The organism is Stutzerimonas xanthomarina DSM 18231 (genome assembly GCF_900129835.1).
Lineage (GTDB): Bacteria > Pseudomonadota > Gammaproteobacteria > Pseudomonadales > Pseudomonadaceae > Stutzerimonas > Stutzerimonas xanthomarina.
In genome coordinates, this window is the sequence record NZ_FQXA01000002.1 from 769,643 (window position 1) to 791,138 (window position 21,496).

Below are 21,496 nucleotides of genomic sequence, written 5' to 3' on the forward strand. Positions count from 1 at the left end.
GCCTACCTATGGCATGTGTAGCAATGAGTCAGGTTGCCATCGCCGATGTGGTGCTTGCGCATCAATGCCTCACCGAGCTCGCGCCGGTCGCCCTTGTACGTCCAGCTCATATCGGCAACGGCATCGCGCGGTCGCAGGCGCGGCGCCGGGTCCTGATGGCAATCGAGGCACCAGCTCATGCTGAAGGTTTCGGCCTTGCGCATCAGCGGCATGCTGTCGACCTGGCCATGGCATTCGGCACATCCGACGCCGGCGTTGACATGCACGCCGTGGTGGAAGAACACGTAGTCCGGCAACTCGGTCACCCGGTTCCAGCGTAAGGGTTCGCCCTGCGCCAGGCTCTGGCGAACCAGTGCGAGCATTTCTGCGCCGGTCCATAAATGCGAATGGCAGCTCATGCAGGTATGCGTCGGCGGCAGGCCGGCCACGGCACTGGTTTCGACGCTGTCGTGGCAGTAGCGACAGTCAATCTGCAACGCGCCAGCATGATGCTCATGGCTGAATGGCACCGGCTGCTGGACCGTCCAGCCCTTGTCCGTCGTGTAGTCCGAGCGCGACAAAATAACGAAGGCCACGAACAGCGCCGCCAGCCCGCCGAACAATCCGAGCAGGGCCAGCCGAAACCACATATCGGCTGTTCGGCTAAACAGTTGGGCCATCTGATGGGCGGCATCCTGGATGTATCTATGTGTGTCTGGCCGCCCAGCGAGAGATGAGTTCCGTACCAGAGCCCTTTCTCGCACAAAACGTAAGGGAACATTTTCCGCCGCCGATCAGTCACCTAAAGACAACAGAATCCACCCTCCGCCACGGTTCGCGCCGGGGCGGAAGACCGAGGAATCGACGCATCCGCCGGACCGTGCCGGCGCCAGGCCAGGACGCCAACACTCATCCGATAACAACAACGGAGGCCTGATGACCAACTGCACGATCCACTTCGACGGCACGCCGCTGAACGGTGAAGCCGATACCCCGCTGATCGACTTCCTGGCCAGCCATGACATTGACCTGCCTCACGTCTGCTACCACCGCGCCCTCGGCTCGCCGCAAACTTGCGACGTCTGCTGGGTGCAAGTCGACGGCGAACTGGTGCGCGGCTGCACGCTGAAAGCGCACGACGGCCTGCAGGTGACCAGTGAGATCGACGAAGCCAGGGCGGCGCGCGAGGAAGGCATGGACCGGCTGGTGGCCAAGCACGAGCTGTATTGCACGCTGTGCGAGCACAACACTGGCGACTGCACGCTGCACAACACCTACGCGCAGATTAATCCGCCGATCCAGCGCTACGAGTTCAAGCGCAAGCCCTACGAGAAAGATCACTCCAACCCGTTCTACACCTACGACCCGGACCAGTGCATCCTCTGTGGTCGCTGCGTCGAGGCCTGCCAGAACGTCGAGGTCAACGAGACGCTGTCCATCGACTTCACGATGGAGCATCCGCGCGTGCTCTGGGATGGCGGCAAGCCGATCGATGATTCGAGCTGCGTGAGCTGCGGCCACTGCGTGACCGTCTGCCCTTGCAACGCGCTGCTGGAAAAAACCATGCAGCCAGACGCCGGCCCGTTCACGGCACTACCGCAGGACGTCAAGCGGCCCATGATCGACATGGTCAAGAAACTCGAGGAAACTATCGGCGCGCGGCCCATCACCGCGATCTCGAAGATGGACATGCACTGGCGCCAGCCGGAGATCAAGCGCACCAAGACGGTGTGTACCTATTGCGGAGTCGGCTGCTCATTCGAGATGTGGACCCGTGATCGGCACATTCTCAAGGTACAGCCGGTAGTCGATGCGCCGGCCAATGGCATCTCCACCTGCATCAAAGGCAAGTTCGCCTGGGATTTCGTCAACGACCCGAAGCGCCTGACCACCCCGCTGATCCGCGACAACGGCAAGTTTCGCGAGGCCAGCTGGGACGAGGCGCTGGATCTGGTCGCGCAGCGCCTGCTGCAGATCCGCGATACCCACGGGCCGGACGCGATCGGTTTCATCGGCTCGAGCAAGGCCAGCAACGAAGAGGCATACCTCACGCAGAAGATCGCTCGCGCGATCATCGGCACCAACAGTGTCGACAACTCCTCACGCTACTGCCAGAACCCGGCGACCAAGGGGCTGTTCCGCACCGTCGGCTACGGCGGCGATTCCGGCACTATCGAGGACATGGAAAAAGCCGAGCTGATCGTGATGGTCGGCAGCAACCTGTCCGAAAACCACCCGGTGATCGCCTCCAAGCTGAAGGCGCAGAAGAAGCACCGCGGGCAGAAGTGGGTGGTGTTCGATCCGCGCAAGCACGAGATGGCCGAGCGCGCCGATATCCACCTGCGACCTAACTCCAGCACCGACATGGTCTGGGCGTCGGCGCTGTCGCGCTACATGTTCGAGCATGGCTATGCCGACACTGAATTCCTCAACGCACGGGTCAATCAGATCGCGGAGTACAAGCAGTCGCTCGAGCCCTTCACAATGGATTTTGCCGCCCAGGTCACCGGTATCGCAAAAGAAAAACTGATCGAGGCCGCCGAGCTGATCGGCCAGGCAAAGAGCGTCTGCCTGCTCTGGGCCATGGGCATCACCCAGCACAGCCACGGCTCGGACACCAGTACGGCGCTGTCGAACCTGCTGCTGGTCACCGGCAACTATGGCCGTCCCGGCACCGGCGGCTACCCGATGCGTGGCCATAACAATGTCCAGGGCGCCAGCGACTTCGGCTGCCTGAAGAACATGTACCCCGGCTACGAGAAGGTCACCGAGGAAAAAAACCGCGACAAGTGGGCCAAGGCCTGGGGCGTGCCGAAGGAGAAACTGTCGCTGGAAAAAGGCAACGACAACTTCACCATGGTCAAGGGTGCGGACGAAGGCTCGGTCAAGGCGATGTTCATCATCGGCGAGGAAACCGCATTCTCCGACGCTGACAGCCGCAACGTACACAGCGGCTTCGAAAGCCTCGACTTCATGGTGGTGCAGGACATCTTCATGAGCCGCACCGCCGAGTTCGCCGACGTGGTGCTGCCGGCCTCCCCCTCGGTGGAAAAGGACGGCACCTTCACCAATACCGAACGGCGCATCCAGCGCTTCTATCAGGTGCTACCGCCGCTCGGTAATAGCCGTCCGGACTGGCAGATCCTCACTGATCTCGCCAAGCGTATGGGCTACGACTGGGGCTACACCCACCCAAGCCAGATCATGGATGAGGTCGCCGGCATTGCCACCATGTTCCAGGGCATCAGCTATGAGCGCCTGGAAGGCTGGCAGTCGCTGTTCTGGCCGATGCAGACCGATGGCAGCACCACGCCGCTGCTGTATACCGAGCGCTTCCACACCGACGACGGCAAGGCCGTGCTCTTCCCGCTGGAATGGAAGCAACCGGCGGAGTCCGCAGACGGCGAGTACGACATCATGCTCGACAATGGTCGGATGCTTGAACAGTTCCAGGGCACCAACCAGACCGGTCGCGGGCCACGCATCTGGTCACAGGCGCCGAACTGGTTCGTCGAGGTCAGCCCAGAGCTAGCTGCTGAGCGCGGCATTGAAGATGGCACATGGGTCCGCGTGACCTCGCGCCGCGGCTCGGTAGAAGTGCGCGCCACGGTGACCGACCGGGTCGCCGGCAAGACGCTGTTCATGCCCATCCACCAGGGCAAGCCAGGCCTCAACCTGCTCACCGGCGAGCATCACGACCCTGACGTGAACACGCCGGCCTACAAGGAAACTGCGGTGAAGCTTGAGGTATTGCCGAAAAAAGGTGAGCCGCCGCTGCCGTCGAATAACTTCCGCAACGCCACCCGCACGCCGAACGATGGCGTGCCCGTAGAGGTGAAGTGGTACCGCGATGATTATGTCGCCCCACCCGCCCAAGCCCCGCATCCGGAGAGATTCTGATGGCCCAACGATTGAACTACGAGGTCAAGCCAACCCCGATCGGCCCCACTGCTCGGGAAGAACTCGATACCTTGCTGGAAACCCTGCACAAGGGCGGCGTGCTGCGCTTTGCCAACGACCTGGCCGGCTCGCAGCATCAGGTGCTCAAGGTGCTGATTGACGGGTTGAGCGAAGAAGGCTCGCTCAATGCCATGCAGAACCTGTCGATTCTCGGCATGGCGCTGTCACGTATCGAGCCGGCGCAGTTCTACAAGATCGTGTTTGCGCTCCAATCGGCCTTTGGCGCTGTCGGGCGCTACAAGCCGGATGACAAGCACGACGAGGCGCCAGGCGTGACCGGTGCCTACAAGATGCTACATGACGACGAGCTATGGGCGGCGCTGATGCCCATCATCGAAGGGTTAAAGACCTTCGCCAGCGGGCTGGACAAGGAAGCGGAAAAACCGATCACCGCCTTCAGCGGCAAGCAGACCGAGCAATGAGGCGAAGCGCTCTGGACCGTTACCGCTCACGCCAGGCAAGCAATTGCCTGGCGAAATCCTGCAGATCGTCACAGTGCAGATCCGGCTGACTGCCGGCTGGATTGAGCACCTTGCCGGGGCGCGCGATGAAGGCCGTCCGGCAGTCTGCCACGGCCGCGCCGGTGATGTCCCAGGCATGAGCCGCGACCATCATCACCTCTTCCTGATTGATCCCGTGGCGCTATTTAGGTACATCAGGCCGAACATCACGACCGTGGAAGTTTCGATCATCGCGGCGAAATGCCAATAAGACATCTGCATCATGTTTTCCTTCTAGTGCTTAATGCGTGCCAGTTTGCTGACCCAGCGCGGCGTATTCGCTGGCGGTCATGCCGGGTAGTTGCTTCACGAACGCGGCAATGTCCCAGAGCTCGGCATCCTTGTGCGTTTCGCCGAAACCGGCATGGTCGACATGCGAACGCCATGCTTGACGAGCCAGAACACCTCGTTCGGCTGCCAATGCGCGGCCACCTCGACCAGGTGCGGCGGTTGCGGTAGCAGCCCCTGTGCCCACTGGGCTCTTTCCACGCCTGGACCGGTGTGGCAGTGCTCGCACATCGCCTTGTAGTGCTCTGCACCTGTGGCTACTTGCGCCTCGGAAAATGCTGCTGGCACCTCTACATCCGCCGCCCGGGCCGATACTGAGTTTTGCGTCGTGGTCGAGAACACCCAGCGAACGAAGGGTGAATGACCCTGAGAAGCAACGATGTTGTACGCGCCGGTATACGCAACGAACAGCACCAGCAGCAAACTTAACAAAGCGGTCAATACAATCCCGGCCACTAAGCCTTTCAGCAAGGTGCTCTGAGCTTTTTGGATAGTTGATGAGCCTCCGATTAGTTGGCGTCGTCAGAGGCATAGACATAACAATCCGGCGCAGAGTTGCTTGTTATCAATCACCTTACAAAAACGTAATCTCGGCAGAACCAGCGAAACGCCATCGGTAGATTTTCAATCAGCTATCAAAAGGGGGTCAGTTATTATCCGAACCAATGTCCGGCAGGCGCTCGATGCGTGCGACACGAAAGTGGGCACTGTGGAAGAAATGATCCAGCGGCCAGCGCAGGAAGCGGTACTGCGCATGAAACGTGTTGAACATGCCGCGGCCGATGCGCGGATCGAGCAGGCCGCTGATCTTGCGAAACAATCGCGTGGTTGGCGACCAGGCAACATCGTTCAAGTCACCACTGACAATCATCGGCTCGTCGGCCTGCTTGACGCTGCGCCCGACGATCAACAACTCGACGTCCCGTTCGGTGGACTCGTCATTTTCCGTCGGGCTTGGCGGTGCCGGATGTAGGAAGTGCATGCGCACGCCAAGCTCGTCATTGACCCGTAGCCGGGCGTGCATCGACGGGATGTTGTCCTGCACCAGAAAGCTCAACCGCTGATGCTCCAACGGCAGACGGGAGAACACGTGCATGCCGTACAGGTTGTCCACGGACAGCGAATGCACCAGGGGTAGTCATCGCTGAGCATCTGCAACTGCTCGTCCCACCACTGATCGGTCTCAAGCGTCACCAGTACATCCGGCCGGTATTGCCTGACCAGCGCGATCAGGCGGTCGGCGTGGCGGTTTGGGGTGAGCACATTGGACGAGAGGATACGAATCCGCGGGCTGTCGTCATTCGGGTCGGCCCAGTCCACTTCACAGGGCACCAAAGGTGTGTAGGGCCGTATCCACCACCACTGATAGGCCAGGCAAGCCAGCGTCACCGGTGGTAGCAGCAAATTCCAGCGGTTGGAAAAATCCAGCAACAGCAACTGAAGCAGCAACAGCCCCAACAGCAGCGCGCCGAGCTGCAACTTGGGGAAATCCCACCCGCGCACCCACCAGCTTGGCTGGCTCCAGTATTGAATGAGTGTGATCGCCACGAACACTACGGTCACCCCAAGCAGGATGCCTTCGGTCATGGCTGGTCCTCCGCACCTTGCATCGTGTTCATAGCATGTTCGGATCGACCCTCGGGCTGATCGTTCCGCTGCCGGACCAACGCCTGTCTGCGTCGCCTGAACTCGTCAGGCGACGCAGCCGCTTCGCCTTCGGAGCATCCCGGGCGCGCAGCGCTGCCAGAGATCTCACGCAGAGAAATGCTTAGGCGGTTATCGGGAAGGAACTGGCTGCCGACTATCACCGAAGCTGCGACAGCCTCATCGGTGCCTTCCAGCAAATTTGGCCGAGCCAGCAGAAATCAGGGTAGTGAACCGCTTCTCGCGGCGCAGCCCTACCCGGCCCCGGTGCAATGAACGGCTTCGCCGAGCCGGCACGAGGTGGTCAGCATGCGCGATCGAAAAAGGTGTCGAGCCCGCAACGCTGCGCCTGAGTGACGGTGTAGGCACGCACGTCCTCAGGCCACTCCACGGCTTTCACCACGCTCAGGCTGCGCAACATCGGAAACAGCGTGACGTCATCCCAGCGCGGCTGCACGTGGGTCGGCGTCAGGTCGGTGATCTGCGGCAGCCGCCGCAATTGCGCAGTGACCTCGCGCGCCTTGGCTTCGGTATTTGCCAGCGCCGTTTCGAAGTCGCCGATGGATTCGGTCTTCTTCTCGCGGAAATGTGCATAGGCCGAGGGGCTGGCGAATTCTTCGAGGCCGATCTGTGTCCAGCGCGGGTAACCGAGGTATTGCAGGTTCGGCACAAAGGGCTCCAGCCAATCGTGCAGCGCGGGCGTATCCGGCTCACGGATCATCGGTTGGCCGTCGAATCCGTCGAGGTATTTCGCAATCTCCACACTGTCAGCCATGGGCTCCCCATCGTCACATACCAGCACCGGGATCTGATGCTTGCCGATCAGCTGGCTGATGGTCTGCTCGTCATCGGCTGGCAGAACTACACGCTCGGCTTCGATCCCTTTCAGGTTCAACAGCATGCGCACGCGGGCACTGAATGGGCAGTGGTCGTAGTAATAGAGCTTCATCGGTCACCTCCGCGACAGGGTTAAAAAAGTGACCGGCAGAGCCGGCATCCGTTTGCTCCGGCCCTCGCCAACCGACGAGAGGAGGCCCGACCCGGCATCGCTTGGCGCGTCCTGCCCGGTGGTCAGGAACCAGCCCGAACCGGGTCGCTCTACTGCCTAGTGCCCGACGTTTCGTGAACCTCCGTCCATGCCGTCGATACGCCGGTGGGATGAAACGTCTACAGACCATGCGACTCAGCCGATGAGGACCCTGCCCATGCCCGCGCTATCTGCCATACCCGACTGCTGCTGGACTGCCAGCGCGCCCCGTAGCGACTTTCCGCCCGCTACCGGCCACAGCGAATGCGACGCTGTCGTGGTCGGCGCCGGCATCGTCGGGCTGAGCGCCGCCATGACCCTATGCGAAGCTGGCAAGAAGGTGATGGTGCTCGAAGCGCGTGAGATCGGCCGACAGGTCACCGGCCGCTCGACCGCCAAGGTCACCACCCAGCACGCCCTCATCTACCGCCACCTGATCGACACCTTCGGCCAGGAGCTGGCGCAGTGCTACGCCGACGTCAACCGCGAAGCGGTGAACCGCATTCGCCACTGGGTCGAAGATCTGCAAATCGACTGCGATTACCAGCGCCAGTCCGCCTTCGTCTATGCCTGTTCCGCACAAGCCCGCGAGGCCATCGAACGAGAAGCCGAGGCGGCGCATTGCCTGGGCTTTGCCGCACGGGTACTCGACCGCGCGCCGCTGCCGTTCGAGACCACGGGTGCGCTCGAGTTTCCTGATCAGGCGCAATTCAACCCGGCCAGTTACCTGGTCGGCCTGGCGGCGGCGGTACAGGCGCGCGGGGGGAAAATCCATCAGCAGACCCGCGCGCAGAAGTTCGAGCGAAACGACCGCTGGCAAGTGAGTTTCGATGGCGGCACGGTCAGCGCCGACCAGGTGATTCTCGCCACGCACATGCCGGTCGAGACGCCCATCGACCTGGTCAGCCCGACTCAGCCACGCTGCCATGTCGCAATCGCCTTCCGTCCCAAGGACGAAGCCCACCTCGAGGGCATGTTCATCGCCGCCGAAGATCCGACCCACTCGATTCGCATGGGCCGCGACGACCAAGGCCCGCTGCTGCTCGTGCTCGGCCCGCGCTTCAACACCGGGCAGGACGGTGACGTGGCGCAGCGCTTCGTCGACCTCGAACAGTGGGCGCGCAACAACCTGCCGGTTGGCGAGGCGGTATGGCAATGGTGCAACGAGGACTATGACACCGCCGACCGCATGGCCTATGTTGGCGAGGCGGATCCGGAGCAGGCGCCCGGGTTGTTCGTCGCCACCGGCTTCAATGCGTGGGGCATCAGCAACGGCACCGCTGCGGGCCTCGGCATTGCCCGTCAGATCATCACCGGGCGGCGTCCGTGGAAAACGCTCTACGATCCCCGACGGCCCTCGCCGGACGACTTCAACCAGAGCGGCGAGAGCCAGTCTCAGGTCGATGAACTGGATGCGATCGGCCCCGGCGAAGGTGGCGTGATTACCCGCGGTGACGAGCAGATCGCGGTCTGGCGGGACGATTCGGGCGTGCTGCACGGCGTCTCAGCGGCCTGCACGCACATGGGTTGCAGCGTGACCTGGAACAACGCCGACCGCACCTGGGACTGCCCTTGCCACGGCTCGATCTTCCGGGCTGATGGTGAAGTGATTCACGGCCCGGCGATCCAGCCGTTGACGGCAAAGCCGCTCTGAACGTCGGCGACTCGCCCCTAGACCAGCGACCCGCCATGAGCGGGTCGCTTGATTTCATGTGCGGTCATTGACCGAGTTCCATCGCTGGTCGATTCGCTCCAGCGCGTCGGACGCTTTGCAGGCGGTGGGTAAGCCAGCCAACGGTACATATCCCCTGATACATATCAGACGCGCACAACTGTTTATTTTCCGGACATCCTCTGGATACTGCTTTTGAAAGGCGCCGCTCGTTTTACAGGCTTCAGACTTGGAGCCTCGCAAAAAACTCTGCGAGTGGCCTACGCGCGGAGCAGACTGTAACGCTGCGCCGAAGAGCGACGCCAATCGGCATTTCTACAACAAAGGGCAGCCATCACCATGCATGCCACGCTCCCCCTTCTGAACGCCCTGGCGTTTCCCCCGATCAGTCGCGGGTCGCTGGAGGCTTTGCAGATCAACCTGACCTACCGCTGCAATCAGCGCTGTTTGCATTGCCATGTGAACGCCGGACCGACGCGCACGGAGGCGATGACCGATGAAAGCCTGAGCCTGCTGCATCAGGTAATCGACGCGCACCCGGTGCACACGCTCGACCTCACCGGCGGCGCGCCGGAGATGCACCCTCGTTTTCGCGAGATCGTCATCCACGCGCGACAAGAGGGGTTGCGGGTGATCGACCGCTGCAACCTGACCATCCTGAGCGAACCGGGATATGAAGACCTGGCTGAGTTCCTCGCCGACCAGGGCGTTGAGATCACCGCCTCCCTGCCCTGCTACTCGCGTGAAAACGTCGACAAGCAACGTGGCGATGGCGTATTCGAAGCCAGCATCGCCGGGCTACGAAAACTTAACCGTCTCGGCTACGGAGCCGAGGGCAGTGATCGCATCCTCAATCTGGTCTACAACCCCCAAGGCCCCAGCCTGCCACCCCCGCAGAACCAGCTCGAGGCCGACTACAAGAGCCACCTCGGGCAAGACTTCGACATTCGTTTCAACCACCTGCTGACGATTACCAACCAGCCCATCGCCCGCTTCGGCAGCACCCTGATCAGCAAGGGCCAGTTCGGTGATTACATGCAGCTGCTGCGCGACAGTTACCGACCGGCGAATCTCGACGCCGTGATGTGCCGCAGCCTGATCAGCGTGGACTGGCAGGGCTACCTGTATGACTGCGACTTCAACCAGATGCTCGACCTGCCAATGGCCATGCCCGAGCTGATTGGTCGCGACCGGCCGCATCTGCGCAACCTGCTGCAGACGACGAGCCTCAACGGCAACGCCATCGTCACGCGTGATCATTGCTACGCCTGCACCGCCGGGCAAGGCTCAAGCTGCAGTGGCAGCCTGAGCGATTCGAGGTAAAGCAAACTACCAAGCGGCTGGACCAACCGACCAGGCCTCTATAAACGGAGACGCAAGGATGAACAGCCGCAAAGTAGCCTTGATAGCCTTGGTTCTGGTCCTGCTGGCAGGCTTCTTCGTATTCGATATCGGTCATTACCTCAATCTGGATGCCCTCAAGGCGCAGCAAGCGGTGCTCGACGGGCAGGTGCAGGCTCATCCCTGGGTCGCTGGCAGCGTGTTCTTCATTGTCTATGTGTTGGTTACCGCGCTATCCCTGCCGGGCGCGGCGCTGATGACGCTGGTGGGTGGCGCGCTGTTCGGCCTGCTGGGCGGCACCTTGCTGGCCTCCTTTGCGTCGACACTGGGGGCGACCCTGGCGATGCTGCTCAGCCGCTACCTCCTCCGCGACTGGGTACAAACACGCTTCCAACAGCGACTCGCGAAAATCAACCAGGGGATCGAGCGCGAAGGCGCCAGCTATCTGTTTGCCTTACGTCTGGTGCCGGTCTTTCCCTTCTTCCTGATCAATCTGGCGATGGGCCTTACGCGACTGCCCGTCTGGACGTTCTGGTGGGTCAGTCAGCTGGGGATGCTCCCCGGCACCCTGGTCTATGTAAATGCCGGACGCGAGCTCGGTCAGCTGGAATCACTAGGCGGAATTCTCTCGCCGGGCTTGATTGGCGCCTTCGTCCTGTTGGGGCTGTTGCCCGTCCTGTCGCGCAAGGCGCTGGCTTGGTTCAAAGCACGCAAGGTGTACGCCGGTTGGGATAAGCCTCGTCATTTCGACCGCAATCTCGTGGTCATTGGTGCGGGGTCTGGTGGCCTAGTCAGCGCCTATATCGCCGCAGCCGTAAAAGCCAAGGTCACCCTGATCGAAAAACACAAGATGGGTGGCGATTGCCTGAATACCGGCTGCGTGCCTTCGAAGGCGCTGATCCGTTCGGCGAGACTGGCCAGCGATCTGAAGAAAGCCGAACAGCTGGGCTTCAAGCCAATCGACGCAGAAGTGGACTTTGCCGCGGTCATGGCGCGCATTCAGCGCGTGATTACCACGATCGAGCCGCACGATTCAGTCGAGCGGTACACCGGGCTCGGTGTCGAGGTGACCGAGGGCGAGGCGCGGATCACTTCGCCGTGGACGGTTGAGGTCAACGGCCAGCGAATCACCACCCGCGCTATCGTCATCGCCACCGGCGCGGGGCCAACGGTGCCGAGCATCCCCGGTATCGAGCAGGTTGCGCCGCTCACCTCGGATACGGTGTGGGCGCTGCGCGAGCAGCCGAAACGGCTGCTGGTGCTCGGCGGCGGGCCAATCGGTTGCGAGTTGGCCCAGGCTTTTCAGCGTCTCGGCTGCCAGGTCACGCTGGTGCAGCGCAACGAGCGCCTGCTGCCGCGCGAGGACTCCGACGCCAGCGCGGCCGTACTGGCGGGCTTGCGCGAGGACGGTGTGGATGTGCGTCTGCAGCATAACGCTGAACACTTCAAGGTGATCGAGGGGCAACGGCAGCTCGTCTGTCGCAGCGTTGATAGCGACGGCGAAGTGGTCATTGAGTTTGATCAGGTGCTGTTGGCACTGGGCCGAACCGCCAATATCAAAGGCTTTGGTGCCGAGGAGTTGCGCTTGGAGGTGCGGGACAACGGCACCCTCGCCACCGATGATTACCTGGCGACTCGCTTCCCCAACATTTACGCCGTCGGGGACGTGACCGGGCCTTTCCAGTTCACCCATGTGTCCTCTCACCAAGCCTGGTACGGCGCGGTGAATGGGCTCTTCGGCGGGCTCAAACGCTTTAAAGTCGACTACCGCGTGATTCCCTGGGCAACCTTCACTGACCCGGAAGTGGCACATGTCGGGCTCAACGAACAGGAGGCGCAAGCCCAGGGTGTTGCCTATGAGGTCACCCGTTTCGACATGGATGAGCTTGATCGCGCCATTGCCGACGAAGCCGCGCATGGCTATATCAAGGTGCTGACGGTTCCAGGTAAGGACCGCATTCTCGGTGCCACCATCGTAGGCGAGCATGCGGGCGACTTGATCACCGAATACGTCGCCGCGATGAAGCACGGGTTGGGTCTGAACAAGATTCTCGGCACCATCCACATCTACCCGACCCTAGCCGAAGCCAACAAATCTGTCGCCGGCGAATGGAAACGTGCCCATGCACCGACCAGCGTGCTGCGCTGGGTGGCGCGGTTTCATCGCTGGCGACTTGGCGGCAGCGCGGATTCGCGATAACCATGGCACAGCCCACTGCGAGTCAGCGGAAACGGAAACGGAAACGGCACCGTCACTTTGTTGTTCACGTAGGTAAAGCAGCGGATGAAACCCAACGGCTAGCCGCTGGACCCTGCATCGAATGCCCGACAGTGCAGATCCAAAGACACCTTCAACGCCTCGCTGCAACGATCGGCAGAGCGGCCTCTCCAAACCGAATACAACCGCAGCGCCGAGATGTGCCGCATCCGACGTCCCCAACGAGCCAGCTTGATGACTACAAAGCAAACCCTTCCAACCGACGCAGCGCTGGTCCTCATTTGCAAGCGACCTGCCCTTGGCCACGGCAAACAGCGCCTGGCTGTGCGGATCGGCGTCGAGCGAGCCTTGGATATCGCCGAACATCTGCTTGATTGCGCACTGGAAGACCTGCGCAGCTGGCACGGGCCGGTCGTCATTGCCCCCGATCAGAGGGATGCGTGTGACTGGGCCGCACAGCTGATGCCGCAGGCTCTGTGTCTGGCGCAAACTGCCGGCAACCTGGGCGAACGAATCAACAACCTGGACCACAGCTTGCGCGGCCTCGACCACCGGCAGCTTCTGTACATCGGAAGCGACGCTCCGGCGCTCGCACCGGATGACTATCAGCGGGTACACGCTGCGTTGGGGACACACGATACGGTACTCGTGGCTGCGCGAGACGGAGGGGTGGTGCTGATGGCGTCGAACCTTCCCTGGCCGGATCTAGCTGCCTTGCCGTGGAGCACCCCTGAACTGGGTCACGCACTGGCGAATGCATGCCGTCGGGTGGGTCATTCGGTTGCGCTCTGCGGGGAATCGTTCGATATCGACGAACAAGCGGACCTGCCTTTTGCAGCCCAAGCGCTCGCCGACGACCCCAGAGCAACGAGGCGAAGACTGCTACAAACGCTGAACAATCTTGAGGGACTGTGACGGTGAGCTCATCAGGGATCAGCGTGATCATCCCGTGCCTGCACGACGAAGAGCACCTTGATCGGCTGCTTTTGCAATTGCGTCTGGCTGAGTCAGCAACCGGAATACCGCTGCAAATCGTCGTAGTGGATGCGGCTGTCAGTGAGCGATGCCAAGCGCTGTGCCGGAACCACGATGCGCTGTGGTCATCGGCAACACCATCGAGAGGCGAGCAGTTACGCCAGGGGGCCGCGCTCTCGGCGCATGAGACTCTCTGGTTTCTGCATGCCGACGCCGATCTGGACCGGCAGGCATTGGTGGCCGTGAGCGAGGCCATAGAGAAAGGCGCTACGGGAGGCTACTTCGCCTTTCGCTTCAGCGATGCCAAGAGTTGGCAGGGACGCTTGATCGAACGCCTGGTCGCGTGGCGAAACCGGGTCGGCGTGCCCTATGGCGATCAAGGCATCTTCGCTCGCCGGACAGCCTATTTCGCCGTAGGCCAACACGCGCCCTGGCCGCTTTTCGAGGAAGTGCCCTTGGTCAAAGGGCTGCGCAGGCATGGCTCGTTTCGCCGCATCGAGCATGGACTCGGGGTAAGCTCGCGCCGCTGGCAGCGGGACGGCTGGTGGCGCCGCGCCTGCCAAAACCGTCTGCTAGCCCTTGGGTTCATGCTCAAGCTGTCGCCCTTCACGCTGGCGCGGCTGTATGCCAGAAAGACAGTCCCGAAACGGTAACTGCCACTGACACGCCAAAGGGATTAGGCGGTCGCCTGCTCCAACCACCCGAGCAGCTGAATGGCCTCCTGTTCAGAGTCTCCACAAACCTCACGATCGGCCTGAAACTGACTACAAACAGCAGGCCTGGACGATAGGCCGAATAGCCCGCAGAGGTTTCGCTCGGAAAGATGCAGGCAGCGCTCACCCGCCGGTTTGCCAGAAGGCATACCGGGAATCGGCGAACTGATCGATGGGGCAATACAACAGGCACCGCAACCGGGACGGCAATTCATTTCAACGTCCGAAATGAAATAACGGGGCGGCGATCATAATCGCCGCCCCGGCAAAACGCACTATCGCTCAGTGGCGTTCGTCAGATACTTGCGAGGCCATAGGGAGAGCCAATAGGATTCGCCACCGCCCCGGAGTGCCCTATGCCTATCTGGATTCAGACTGCTGCCCTGCTCTGCGTTTCCAACCTGTTCATGACCTTCGCCTGGTACGGTCATCTGAAGACGCTGAATGGTAAACCCTGGCTGATAGCCGCGTTGATCAGCTGGGGCATCGCGCTATTCGAGTATCTGATCATGGTGCCGGCCAATCGCATCGGTTACACCGAGCTATCGATCGGCCAGCTGAAGATCATGCAGGAAGTCATCACCCTCGCCATCTTCGTGCCGTTCAGCGTGCTGTACATGCAGCAACCCTTGAAGCTCGACTATCTGTGGGCCGGGTTGTGTTTGCTGGGGGCGGTTTACTTCATCTTTCGCTCATAGCAGCCGTTTCGACGGGCTTTTACGCAGTGTGTCGTGTCGCTATACGGCGTGATGACGGCGTTCAGCGGCTTCGGCATACTGGCCACCCTTTTTCCATCCCTTAGAGATTTTCCGAATGTTCAAGGTTAACGAATACTTCGACGGCACCGTCAAATCCATTGCCTTCGACATGGCAGCGGGCCCCGCCACCATCGGCGTCATGGCGCCTGGCGAATATGAGTTCGGCACGAATCAGCTGGAAGTCATGCACGTGGTAGCAGGCAGCCTCGACGTTAAGCTGCCGGGAAGCGAGAACTACGAAACCTTCGGCGCAGGGACCCAGTTCACCGTACCGGCCAACAGCAAGTTTCAGCTGAAAGTGGCGGAGGCGACTGCCTACTTGTGCGAGTACCGCTAAGCGGTCACTTTTGCTATGGGGCAGTCCGGAACGTCGTTGCGGTGGATGGATAAAGCGCCATCCACCCTACGCCGCCTGTAGCCGTGGGGTGGGCCGGGCGGCGCTCCGTTTCAGCCCACCAAGCCGCGGCACAGTGATTCACGTTGCATAGGTTGAACGGCCGGAGCCACTTCCAGCGTTGACCACGAACGACCCACGCCCCTCGCGCCTGCACCGCAACCGCACCAACCCGAACCTAGGACTACTCCGTCGGCCAATCCAACCTACGTCACCTGTAGGGTGGGCTTCAGCCCACCAAAGCCGGAAACAGACATCGATCCCGACCGCTTCAGCCCAGCGGCTTGTACGCCTGATTGACCTGCTTCGACTGGTTCAAGCGCATCAACTCACCAGCCAATCGCTCTCGCTCCGCTTGACCAGCCTGCTGGAGCTCGCGGTAGATCCGTGATAGCTCGGCCAGTTGCTCGCGCAGCTCCGCGTCAGAAGCATCCTCCTCACCTAGCGCGGCCACCAAACTACGACACTCCTCATCCAGCAGCGCAATGGCTTCCCAATCGCCCGCTGCAAAAGCGTCGCGCAACCTATTTGCGAGTAATGCGAACGCTTGCTTGGGTGACGACATGGCCATCCTCGTTTGTCAGCTCATGGTGAGTAAATTGGAAACCAATCCGCAGAAGGCTAGGAGGACAACTAACTTACGCCTTCGGCGCAATCTGATCCCAACCTACTTTGATCTCACCCAGCAGCCTGCCTACTTCATTCAGCTTTTCGATATCGTTGTGCCGGCTTGCCTCGAACAGACGCATCGTCATGTATTCGTAGAGGCGATCCAAATTCTCAGCCAGCTCACCACCGATGCTCTTGTCCAATGCATCGCGCAAGCCGCCAATGATATTGATGGCCTTGCCGACCAGCACACCCTTTTCAGCAAACGCGTCACGCTCCATGGCGCCTTTGGCCTGAGCGATACGATCCAGCCCGCCCTGCATCAGCATTTGAATCAAACGGTGCGGATCGGCCTCTGTCACCTGAGCCTTCACGCCAACCTGCTGATACTGCTTCATTGCTGACATTGCGTACATATAGATAAGCCCCTTGCCGCATCAAGTTTGCATGTACAGCTTATCGGTCGAGGTCGCTCAAGCTTGATAGCAGTTGGATAAATCGCTGTAATAAAAAACCGCCTCGGCGGCGGATTGAAATTAGTGGAGAGTTTCACCAGCTTGGCGGACCGGACCATTCTTCGCCGATCACCGGAGTAAGGACTGGCAATTCGGTGCGCCGCTGGCTGCGTTTCCGAAGTATGCGCACCGAGACCAGAGCGGTAAGCGTAACGCATAGTCGAGTCCGCTATCGGACCAATGTTAACCGTTTGAGATAGGTCGTGGGCGCTCCGCTGGTGGGCTGAAGCCCACCCTACAGGGTGTCGAAACGTAGGGTGGGCTTCAACCCACCGAAATCGCTAAAAAACCGCTTATCTTTTGGAATTACCCGCCGCCCACGGCAGGTTTTCCAGCGAAGCAATAAGGCTGCTTGACGTGTTGGCCAACTGCCCAACCAGCAGATCCATCGCATTGAACTGCTTGTAAAGCCGGTCCTGCAGAGAGGTGATGCGCCGGGTGAGATCCTCTTTCTGCTTGTCGATGCTCGATATAGTGCCGGTCATTGCCTCGTGGCGCTGCTGCAATACGCCGCCGGTCTCGGTATAGGGCTTGAGCTTGTCGCTCAAGCGGGTCGCCAAACCGGCTTCGCCAGTAAATAATCCGGCGATATCCTCAAAGCTATCAGCAAGCGCCTTGTCCAGCTTCGTAGAATCGACCTTCAACGTCCCGTCCCGCTGGGTAGTCACCCCAATATCCGATAAAGCCCGGAACTTACCATCGGACACCCGTGCAAGCTCTTCTTGAATGCTTCGCTGCACAGTCCTCGCCGTTGCATCACCGACAAGTCCGCCAACAACTGGAGGTTTTCCATCAGCAACCTGAGTGATATTCGTCTCGCTGCTGATGACCCCCATCAGCTTGTTATAAGCATCGACGAATTTTTGGACGTTGGATGTCACGCCCGACTTGTCCAGACTCACCCCAACCGTCAACGGCTTGTCCGTCTCAGTCTTGGCTTTCAATTCCAGCGTGACGCCTTCGATGACCCCCTCGACCTTGTTAGTCGCACTCACCACTGCTAGCCCGTCGATTGTGAGCTCCGCACTCGCAGCTTGGGTAATTGCTCTGGCTGAGGCTGCGTAATCAGGATGATCTTCCGATAGCGGTTCCGCTTTCGGATCGAAAGCCAGCAGCGACAGGCTCTGATTCGGCTCACCTGATGCCGGCTTCGCTACAACGGAAATATCCTCGTCTTTACCCGTTTTACTACTGCTTAGAATCAGCCGCTGCCCTTGTGTATCGGTCACGATAGTGGCAGTGAGACCTTGGTCTGCACCGGCTTTATTGATGAAATCTCGAATATCCGCCAACGAATTGTTCGGCTCGGCCACGGTAATCTTAATCGGCTCGGATGCCCCGATTGCAATTTCAAGACTGCCCGCGCCCAGACGGGCGTCTTCACCAGCAACGGCCCCCAAGACAATTTTGCTGGACGACGCCAGAGATTTGACCTCCACCTGATAACTACCCGCACCCGCTGTGGTGGTTGCGGTCGCCGCCAGGGCATCCTTATTAGAAGAGGTAGCACTGCGAGCCTTGAAAAGATCCGGCTTATTCAACGCTTCGAGTGAGGTCTGAAAAGCACTCATCGCGCTGCGAAGCGAGCCAAGCGAAGTGATCTTGGTAGTGGTCTGCTTTTCCAGCCTGGCTAGTTGGGCTTCTTTCGGGGCTCGCTCAGCCGCCACCATGCCGCTGACGAGGCTATCGATGTCGATTCCTGAACCAATACCCGTAATTCCAGCCATATCACTTACCTCGCCAAAATAGCGTCGCGCCCATCATCGTTTCGTAAGCGCTACAAAATACGTGCCGTTATGCCTTAACGCCTTCCATCAGGCTGCGCATCTCTTCGAATCGCTCGGCTAGTTCGAGCAGTTCCTTGGAAGGAATTTGGCGCACAAGCTTCCCTGATTCGCTATCGATCACTTTGACGACCACCTGTCCGGTAGAGTCGTCGATATTGAAGTCGAGATCACGCTGCACCATCTGCAACCGGGACAGTACATCCGAGACCTGAGACTCCAGTTGTCCACGCGAAACACTCGAAGCTCCGCCAGCGTTCCGTTGCGGTTCTTGAAGCCCCTCTAACGACAAGCCCCCAGCTTCCTTGACGGAACCGGGGGGCGTGTTCGTTGCTGCTGTGTCTGGCCTAATTAGGCCGCTTGCGATTCTTCCGACGTCCATGATTATTTCCTCTCATGAATCGAGGGAGGAGCCAATCGGCCCCTCCCTGTCTTAACGCCCGCTAGCCTGCCGTTACTGCAGCAGGCTGAGGACCGCCTGCGGCAACTGCTTGGCCTGGGCCAGAATCGCAGTACCAGCCTGTTGCAGAATCTGGTTCTTGCTCAGGTTGGCAGTTTCGGCTGCAAAGTCGGTGTCCATAATCCGGCCACGAGATGCAGAGGTATTTTCTGCTACGTTTTGCAAGTTGCTAATAGTCGACTCGAAGCGGTTCTGAACGGCACCCATATTGGCTCGGGTAGTATCTACCTCGGCCAGCGCAGCATCCAGCGTCGCGATAGCTGCCTGCGCGCCATCAACGGAGCTGATGTCGATTTGCTCTACGGAGGAATCAACCGCTCCAGCATCGGACCCGGCATCAGTATCGCCCGTAGTAAACCCCAGGTTTGCCAGTCCGCCGTTAGTCGCGACCTCGGTCAAAGTCACGCTTTTATCCGCGCCTTTTTCAGAGCGAACAAATTGCAGCTGACCGTTATCGACCGTCGCTCTTACCTTCCCTTTGAGATCAGAGTCACCGGCGATACCCTGGTTAATATTGTCAGCAAGCGCTTCCAGGCTATCGTACGAGCCTTTGTCAATCGTAATCTCTTTAGCGGCCCCACCGTCTACAGCAATGCTGAACTTATTGTTTGGATTGGTAGCCGCAACGGTAGCTGTCCCAGTGCTCGACACGGGGGTGGCGCCAAATACTGCTGCTGCGTCAGTTCCAGCGACAGTAATCGCTTGGCCAGTAAACGGGCCAACCGCTTTTTCGCGAATTACAATCGCACCCGCGGCGCCACCGTTAGTACCATCGCCAACGACTGCTTCAAGATTGGCAGTATCAGTATCGGCCGCTAGGTCGCTCGTAATCTTGGTCGCAGCTAGAGCAGCACTAGTATGAGTGGCTCCAACCAGAGTGACTGCGGTGTCGTTGACTGTGAATGAGCGGTCAGCTGCAGCAAAAGTGGTGACAGTCCCACCCAGAGTGCTAGCAGTACCAGTCACGCCGCCAGTTGCTGCGTCATTGATATTCAGCGAAACATCTGTTGTTGACGCCGCACTGACCTTGGCAGCGGTCGCCTCACGCACAGCCGTCGTACCCATATCAACAGTGCGGAAGCTAGCAATTGACACGTTGATGGTTTCGTTAGCATTAGCGCCAACCTGAATGTTTTCTTTTAGATTGCCATCGAATAGTTGCTTACTACCAAAACGCGTGGTGGTCGCGATGCGATCTAGTTCGTTCTTCAGCTGCACAACTTCGCCATTCAGCGCTTTACGCTCGGTGTCACCGTTCGAACCGTTCGCCGATTGCAGCGCAAGGTCACGCATCCGCTGAAGGATGCTGGTAGTCTGCTGCAACGCGCCTTCTGCAGTCTGCGCCATGGAAATACCATCGTTGGCGTTACGCACCGCCACGTTCAAGCCATTGATTTGGCTGGTCATCTTGTTGGAAATCTGCAGGCCGGCTGCATCGTCCTTAGCACTGTTGATGCGGCTACCGGTGGACAGGCGCTGCATTGATGTACTAAGCGCGTTGGAAGAGCTGTTCAGGTTGCGCTGAGTGTTGAGCGACGCAATGTTTGTATTGACTGTAAGAGCCATGATGTGCCTCCAAGGGCGCTAGTTACTTTGGTTGCCTGAGCGTGCGACTCCGGGCCGGCTTTTGCCCAGGCACCCATTGAGTTCGCATTCGATTAGCTTATCGGCGTCGTTTCGGTGAGCTTTAGGAGGCAGTTGAAAATATTTGCAAACCCCGAAAACAACCTGTACGACACCGGCCGATTCGCAACGGAGCGAGCCTGCCTGTGAAGGTTTTCGGACGCTTTGCGAGATTCTTTAATGACGCACCGTGCCAGCGCGTGAAACGCCCCGATCCCGAAGCGCTGCTGCGTCTACTGGGCACAGCGCAAGCCGAAAGGCTGGTTCGCCTCGGGGCGCGCCTCCTACAGGTCCGTTGTAGACTGGTAGCAATTCATCGACATCGAGACGGCGGGCTTCACCCGCCCTACGTTACGGCAGGTTTGTATGACGATTAGGCAAGTCGAGGCGGTTCTAGGACAGCATCCTGACATCAGGTTGGCCTACGTTTTTGGTTCGGTTGCCGCTGGCACTGCGCACAGTGATAGCGACGTGGACTTGGCTGTCTGTGCGACGCAGCCATGACGGCTGACCAGCAGATACATCTCGGATATTGCCGAAGCGACAGGACGTGCCGTGGATCTTATTGACCTGACAGCGGTTGGCGAGCCCTTGCTCGGGCAGATACTTCAGCACGGCGTGCGCATCATCGGCGGATCGGAACGGCATGCGCAGCTCGTGTCGAAACACATCTTTAATAATGGGGACTTTATGCCCTACGTTGAGCGAATGCTCGCCGAAAGGAGGCAGCGATGGATAAGCTGATCGTAGAGCGCAAGCTCGATTCGCTCGTGTGATGCCTTGAAAGAGTGCGGAGCAAGACTCCTGGCAATGTCGACGAGTTACTGTGTGATCTGGACCTGCAGGAAGTGCTGGTTCTGAATCTGAGCCGCGCTGCTATGCTTCCATATCGCAGTCTATGTCCGCAGCGAACAAAAGCAGCCACCTCCAGAAACGATGGGTGGACTTGCCCCTATCAAACCGGACACCGCAACCCTGTTAAGTTGATGTTACAGCCAACCGCCTGAACTCCCGAGGCGAGCGGTACTTCAGTGCG

At 59.8% G+C, this 21,496-nt stretch carries 23 protein-coding genes; 11 read left to right on the forward strand and 12 right to left on the reverse strand.

Annotated elements, in window-relative coordinates; genetic code table 11:
• Positions 1–2: 2 nt before the first annotated feature.
• Complete coding sequence (locus tag BUE09_RS07820; RefSeq protein ID WP_073300228.1) at positions 3–659, reverse strand: cytochrome c3 family protein; 657 nt, start codon at positions 657–659, stop codon at positions 3–5.
• A gap of 256 nt (positions 660–915) precedes the next feature.
• On the opposite strand from BUE09_RS07820, the gene fdhF reads away from it, so the two are divergent.
• Both fdhF and BUE09_RS07830 read left to right on the forward strand, forming a co-directional pair.
• Complete coding sequence (gene fdhF, locus BUE09_RS07825) at positions 916–3,879, forward strand: formate dehydrogenase subunit alpha (RefSeq protein WP_073300230.1); 2,964 nt, start codon at positions 916–918, stop codon at positions 3,877–3,879.
• Positions 3,879–4,361 carry a DUF1641 domain-containing protein gene (locus tag BUE09_RS07830; protein ID WP_073300233.1) on the forward strand — a complete coding sequence of 161 codons (483 nt, stop codon included), beginning with the start codon at positions 3,879–3,881 and terminating at the stop codon, positions 4,359–4,361. The genes fdhF and BUE09_RS07830 overlap by 1 nt, the downstream gene beginning before the upstream one ends.
• Before the next feature lie 19 nt (positions 4,362–4,380).
• Here the strand turns inward: BUE09_RS07830 and BUE09_RS20235 are convergent, their stop codons facing one another.
• From BUE09_RS20235 to grxB, 5 genes are all read right to left on the reverse strand, one after another.
• A complete protein-coding gene (locus tag BUE09_RS20235; protein ID WP_156889448.1) occupies positions 4,381–4,554 on the reverse strand; it encodes an HAD family hydrolase in 174 nt (57 codons plus the stop codon).
• 191 nt (positions 4,555–4,745) lie between these two features.
• Positions 4,746–5,198, reverse strand: coding sequence for a c-type cytochrome (locus tag BUE09_RS07835; RefSeq protein WP_083380715.1), 453 nt, complete (start codon positions 5,196–5,198; stop codon positions 4,746–4,748).
• 175 nt (positions 5,199–5,373) lie between these two features.
• Positions 5,374–5,823, reverse strand: a complete 450-nt coding sequence (locus tag BUE09_RS20590) for an endonuclease/exonuclease/phosphatase family protein (RefSeq protein ID WP_156889447.1) — start codon at positions 5,821–5,823, stop codon at positions 5,374–5,376.
• Complete coding sequence (locus BUE09_RS20595) at positions 5,781–6,314, reverse strand: endonuclease/exonuclease/phosphatase family protein (protein ID WP_073300237.1); 534 nt, start codon at positions 6,312–6,314, stop codon at positions 5,781–5,783. The genes BUE09_RS20590 and BUE09_RS20595 overlap by 43 nt, the downstream gene beginning before the upstream one ends.
• A gap of 361 nt (positions 6,315–6,675) precedes the next feature.
• Entirely contained in the window at positions 6,676–7,320 is a 645-nt protein-coding gene (grxB, locus tag BUE09_RS07850; RefSeq protein ID WP_073300239.1) for a glutaredoxin 2, read from the reverse strand.
• Between the two features lie 256 nt (positions 7,321–7,576).
• Between grxB and BUE09_RS07855 the strand changes: the two genes are divergently transcribed.
• The 5 genes from BUE09_RS07855 (at position 7,577) to BUE09_RS07875 (ending at position 14,257) form a co-directional block, all read left to right on the forward strand.
• The gene (locus BUE09_RS07855; protein ID WP_073300241.1) at positions 7,577–9,052 is read left to right on the forward strand and encodes an FAD-dependent oxidoreductase; all 1,476 of its coding nucleotides are present in this window, start codon (positions 7,577–7,579) and stop codon (positions 9,050–9,052) included.
• A gap of 357 nt (positions 9,053–9,409) precedes the next feature.
• Complete coding sequence (arsS, locus tag BUE09_RS07860; RefSeq protein ID WP_073300243.1) at positions 9,410–10,393, forward strand: arsenosugar biosynthesis radical SAM (seleno)protein ArsS; 984 nt, start codon at positions 9,410–9,412, stop codon at positions 10,391–10,393.
• 58 nt (positions 10,394–10,451) lie between these two features.
• Positions 10,452–12,611, forward strand: coding sequence for an FAD-dependent oxidoreductase (locus BUE09_RS07865; RefSeq protein ID WP_073300245.1), 2,160 nt, complete (start codon positions 10,452–10,454; stop codon positions 12,609–12,611).
• 252 nt (positions 12,612–12,863) lie between these two features.
• Entirely contained in the window at positions 12,864–13,544 is a 681-nt protein-coding gene (locus BUE09_RS07870; protein WP_159438398.1) for a DUF2064 domain-containing protein, read from the forward strand.
• Positions 13,545–13,546: 2 nt separating this feature from the next.
• A complete protein-coding gene (locus BUE09_RS07875) occupies positions 13,547–14,257 on the forward strand; it encodes a glycosyltransferase family protein (RefSeq protein ID WP_197675250.1) in 711 nt (236 codons plus the stop codon).
• 23 nt (positions 14,258–14,280) lie between these two features.
• On the opposite strand, the gene BUE09_RS07880 is transcribed toward BUE09_RS07875, so the two are convergent.
• Entirely contained in the window at positions 14,281–14,532 is a 252-nt protein-coding gene (locus BUE09_RS07880) for a YkgJ family cysteine cluster protein (protein WP_073300249.1), read from the reverse strand.
• Between the two features lie 141 nt (positions 14,533–14,673).
• Between BUE09_RS07880 and BUE09_RS07885 the strand changes: the two genes are divergently transcribed.
• Both BUE09_RS07885 and ppnP read left to right on the forward strand, forming a co-directional pair.
• The gene (locus BUE09_RS07885) at positions 14,674–15,015 is read left to right on the forward strand and encodes a DMT family protein (RefSeq protein ID WP_019339363.1); all 342 of its coding nucleotides are present in this window, start codon (positions 14,674–14,676) and stop codon (positions 15,013–15,015) included.
• A gap of 115 nt (positions 15,016–15,130) precedes the next feature.
• The gene (gene ppnP / locus BUE09_RS07890) at positions 15,131–15,412 is read left to right on the forward strand and encodes a pyrimidine/purine nucleoside phosphorylase (protein WP_073300251.1); all 282 of its coding nucleotides are present in this window, start codon (positions 15,131–15,133) and stop codon (positions 15,410–15,412) included.
• A gap of 328 nt (positions 15,413–15,740) precedes the next feature.
• Here the strand turns inward: ppnP and BUE09_RS07895 are convergent, their stop codons facing one another.
• From BUE09_RS07895 to BUE09_RS07915, 5 genes are all read right to left on the reverse strand, one after another.
• Positions 15,741–16,034, reverse strand: coding sequence for a flagellar protein FliT (locus tag BUE09_RS07895; RefSeq protein ID WP_073300253.1), 294 nt, complete (start codon positions 16,032–16,034; stop codon positions 15,741–15,743).
• A gap of 73 nt (positions 16,035–16,107) precedes the next feature.
• Entirely contained in the window at positions 16,108–16,494 is a 387-nt protein-coding gene (fliS, locus tag BUE09_RS07900; RefSeq protein ID WP_045427943.1) for a flagellar export chaperone FliS, read from the reverse strand.
• 392 nt (positions 16,495–16,886) lie between these two features.
• On the reverse strand, positions 16,887–18,320 hold the full coding sequence (gene fliD / locus BUE09_RS07905; protein ID WP_073300255.1) for a flagellar filament capping protein FliD: 1,434 nt from the start codon (positions 18,318–18,320) through the stop codon (positions 16,887–16,889).
• A 67-nt stretch (positions 18,321–18,387) separates the two neighbouring features.
• Positions 18,388–18,669: a flagellar protein FlaG gene (locus BUE09_RS07910; RefSeq protein WP_231975581.1), complete on the reverse strand. Its 282-nt coding sequence runs from the start codon at positions 18,667–18,669 to the stop codon at positions 18,388–18,390.
• Positions 18,670–18,831: 162 nt separating this feature from the next.
• Positions 18,832–20,403 (reverse strand): flagellin N-terminal helical domain-containing protein, encoded by a 1,572-nt coding sequence (locus BUE09_RS07915; RefSeq protein WP_073300259.1) that lies wholly within the window; start codon positions 20,401–20,403, stop codon positions 18,832–18,834.
• 423 nt (positions 20,404–20,826) lie between these two features.
• Between BUE09_RS07915 and BUE09_RS20850 the strand changes: the two genes are divergently transcribed.
• On the forward strand, positions 20,827–20,964 hold the full coding sequence (locus BUE09_RS20850) for a nucleotidyltransferase family protein (protein WP_197675249.1): 138 nt from the start codon (positions 20,827–20,829) through the stop codon (positions 20,962–20,964).
• Between the two features lie 51 nt (positions 20,965–21,015).
• Positions 21,016–21,204, forward strand: a complete 189-nt coding sequence (locus tag BUE09_RS20475) for a hypothetical protein (protein ID WP_197675248.1) — start codon at positions 21,016–21,018, stop codon at positions 21,202–21,204.
• The last annotated feature ends 292 nt before the right edge of the window (positions 21,205–21,496 follow it).

Excerpts from the sequence above, each read along its gene's own strand:
- BUE09_RS07915 (WP_073300259.1), bottom strand. The coding sequence starts at position 20,403 with ATGGCTCTTACAGTCAATACAAACATTGCGTCGCTCAACACTCAGCGC.
- ppnP (WP_073300251.1), top strand. The coding sequence starts at position 15,131 with ATGTTCAAGGTTAACGAATACTTCGACGGCACCGTCAAATCCATTGCC.
- BUE09_RS07895 (WP_073300253.1), bottom strand. The coding sequence starts at position 16,034 with ATGTCGTCACCCAAGCAAGCGTTCGCATTACTCGCAAATAGGTTGCGC.
- arsS (WP_073300243.1), top strand. The coding sequence starts at position 9,410 with ATGCATGCCACGCTCCCCCTTCTGAACGCCCTGGCGTTTCCCCCGATC.
- BUE09_RS07885 (WP_019339363.1), top strand. The coding sequence starts at position 14,674 with ATGCCTATCTGGATTCAGACTGCTGCCCTGCTCTGCGTTTCCAACCTG.
- BUE09_RS07820 (WP_073300228.1), bottom strand. The coding sequence starts at position 659 with ATGGCCCAACTGTTTAGCCGAACAGCCGATATGTGGTTTCGGCTGGCC.
- fliD (WP_073300255.1), bottom strand. The coding sequence starts at position 18,320 with ATGGCTGGAATTACGGGTATTGGTTCAGGAATCGACATCGATAGCCTC.
- BUE09_RS07870 (WP_159438398.1), top strand. The coding sequence starts at position 12,864 with ATGACTACAAAGCAAACCCTTCCAACCGACGCAGCGCTGGTCCTCATT.
- fliS (WP_045427943.1), bottom strand. The coding sequence starts at position 16,494 with ATGTACGCAATGTCAGCAATGAAGCAGTATCAGCAGGTTGGCGTGAAG.
- BUE09_RS20590 (WP_156889447.1), bottom strand. The coding sequence starts at position 5,823 with ATGCACGTGTTCTCCCGTCTGCCGTTGGAGCATCAGCGGTTGAGCTTT.
- BUE09_RS07865 (WP_073300245.1), top strand. The coding sequence starts at position 10,452 with ATGAACAGCCGCAAAGTAGCCTTGATAGCCTTGGTTCTGGTCCTGCTG.
- grxB (WP_073300239.1), bottom strand. The coding sequence starts at position 7,320 with ATGAAGCTCTATTACTACGACCACTGCCCATTCAGTGCCCGCGTGCGC.
- BUE09_RS20235 (WP_156889448.1), bottom strand. The coding sequence starts at position 4,554 with ATGATGGTCGCGGCTCATGCCTGGGACATCACCGGCGCGGCCGTGGCA.
- fdhF (WP_073300230.1), top strand. The coding sequence starts at position 916 with ATGACCAACTGCACGATCCACTTCGACGGCACGCCGCTGAACGGTGAA.
- BUE09_RS20850 (WP_197675249.1), top strand. The coding sequence starts at position 20,827 with ATGACGATTAGGCAAGTCGAGGCGGTTCTAGGACAGCATCCTGACATC.
- BUE09_RS07830 (WP_073300233.1), top strand. The coding sequence starts at position 3,879 with ATGGCCCAACGATTGAACTACGAGGTCAAGCCAACCCCGATCGGCCCC.
- BUE09_RS20595 (WP_073300237.1), bottom strand. The coding sequence starts at position 6,314 with ATGACCGAAGGCATCCTGCTTGGGGTGACCGTAGTGTTCGTGGCGATC.
- BUE09_RS07855 (WP_073300241.1), top strand. The coding sequence starts at position 7,577 with ATGCCCGCGCTATCTGCCATACCCGACTGCTGCTGGACTGCCAGCGCG.
- BUE09_RS07880 (WP_073300249.1), bottom strand. The coding sequence starts at position 14,532 with ATGAATTGCCGTCCCGGTTGCGGTGCCTGTTGTATTGCCCCATCGATC.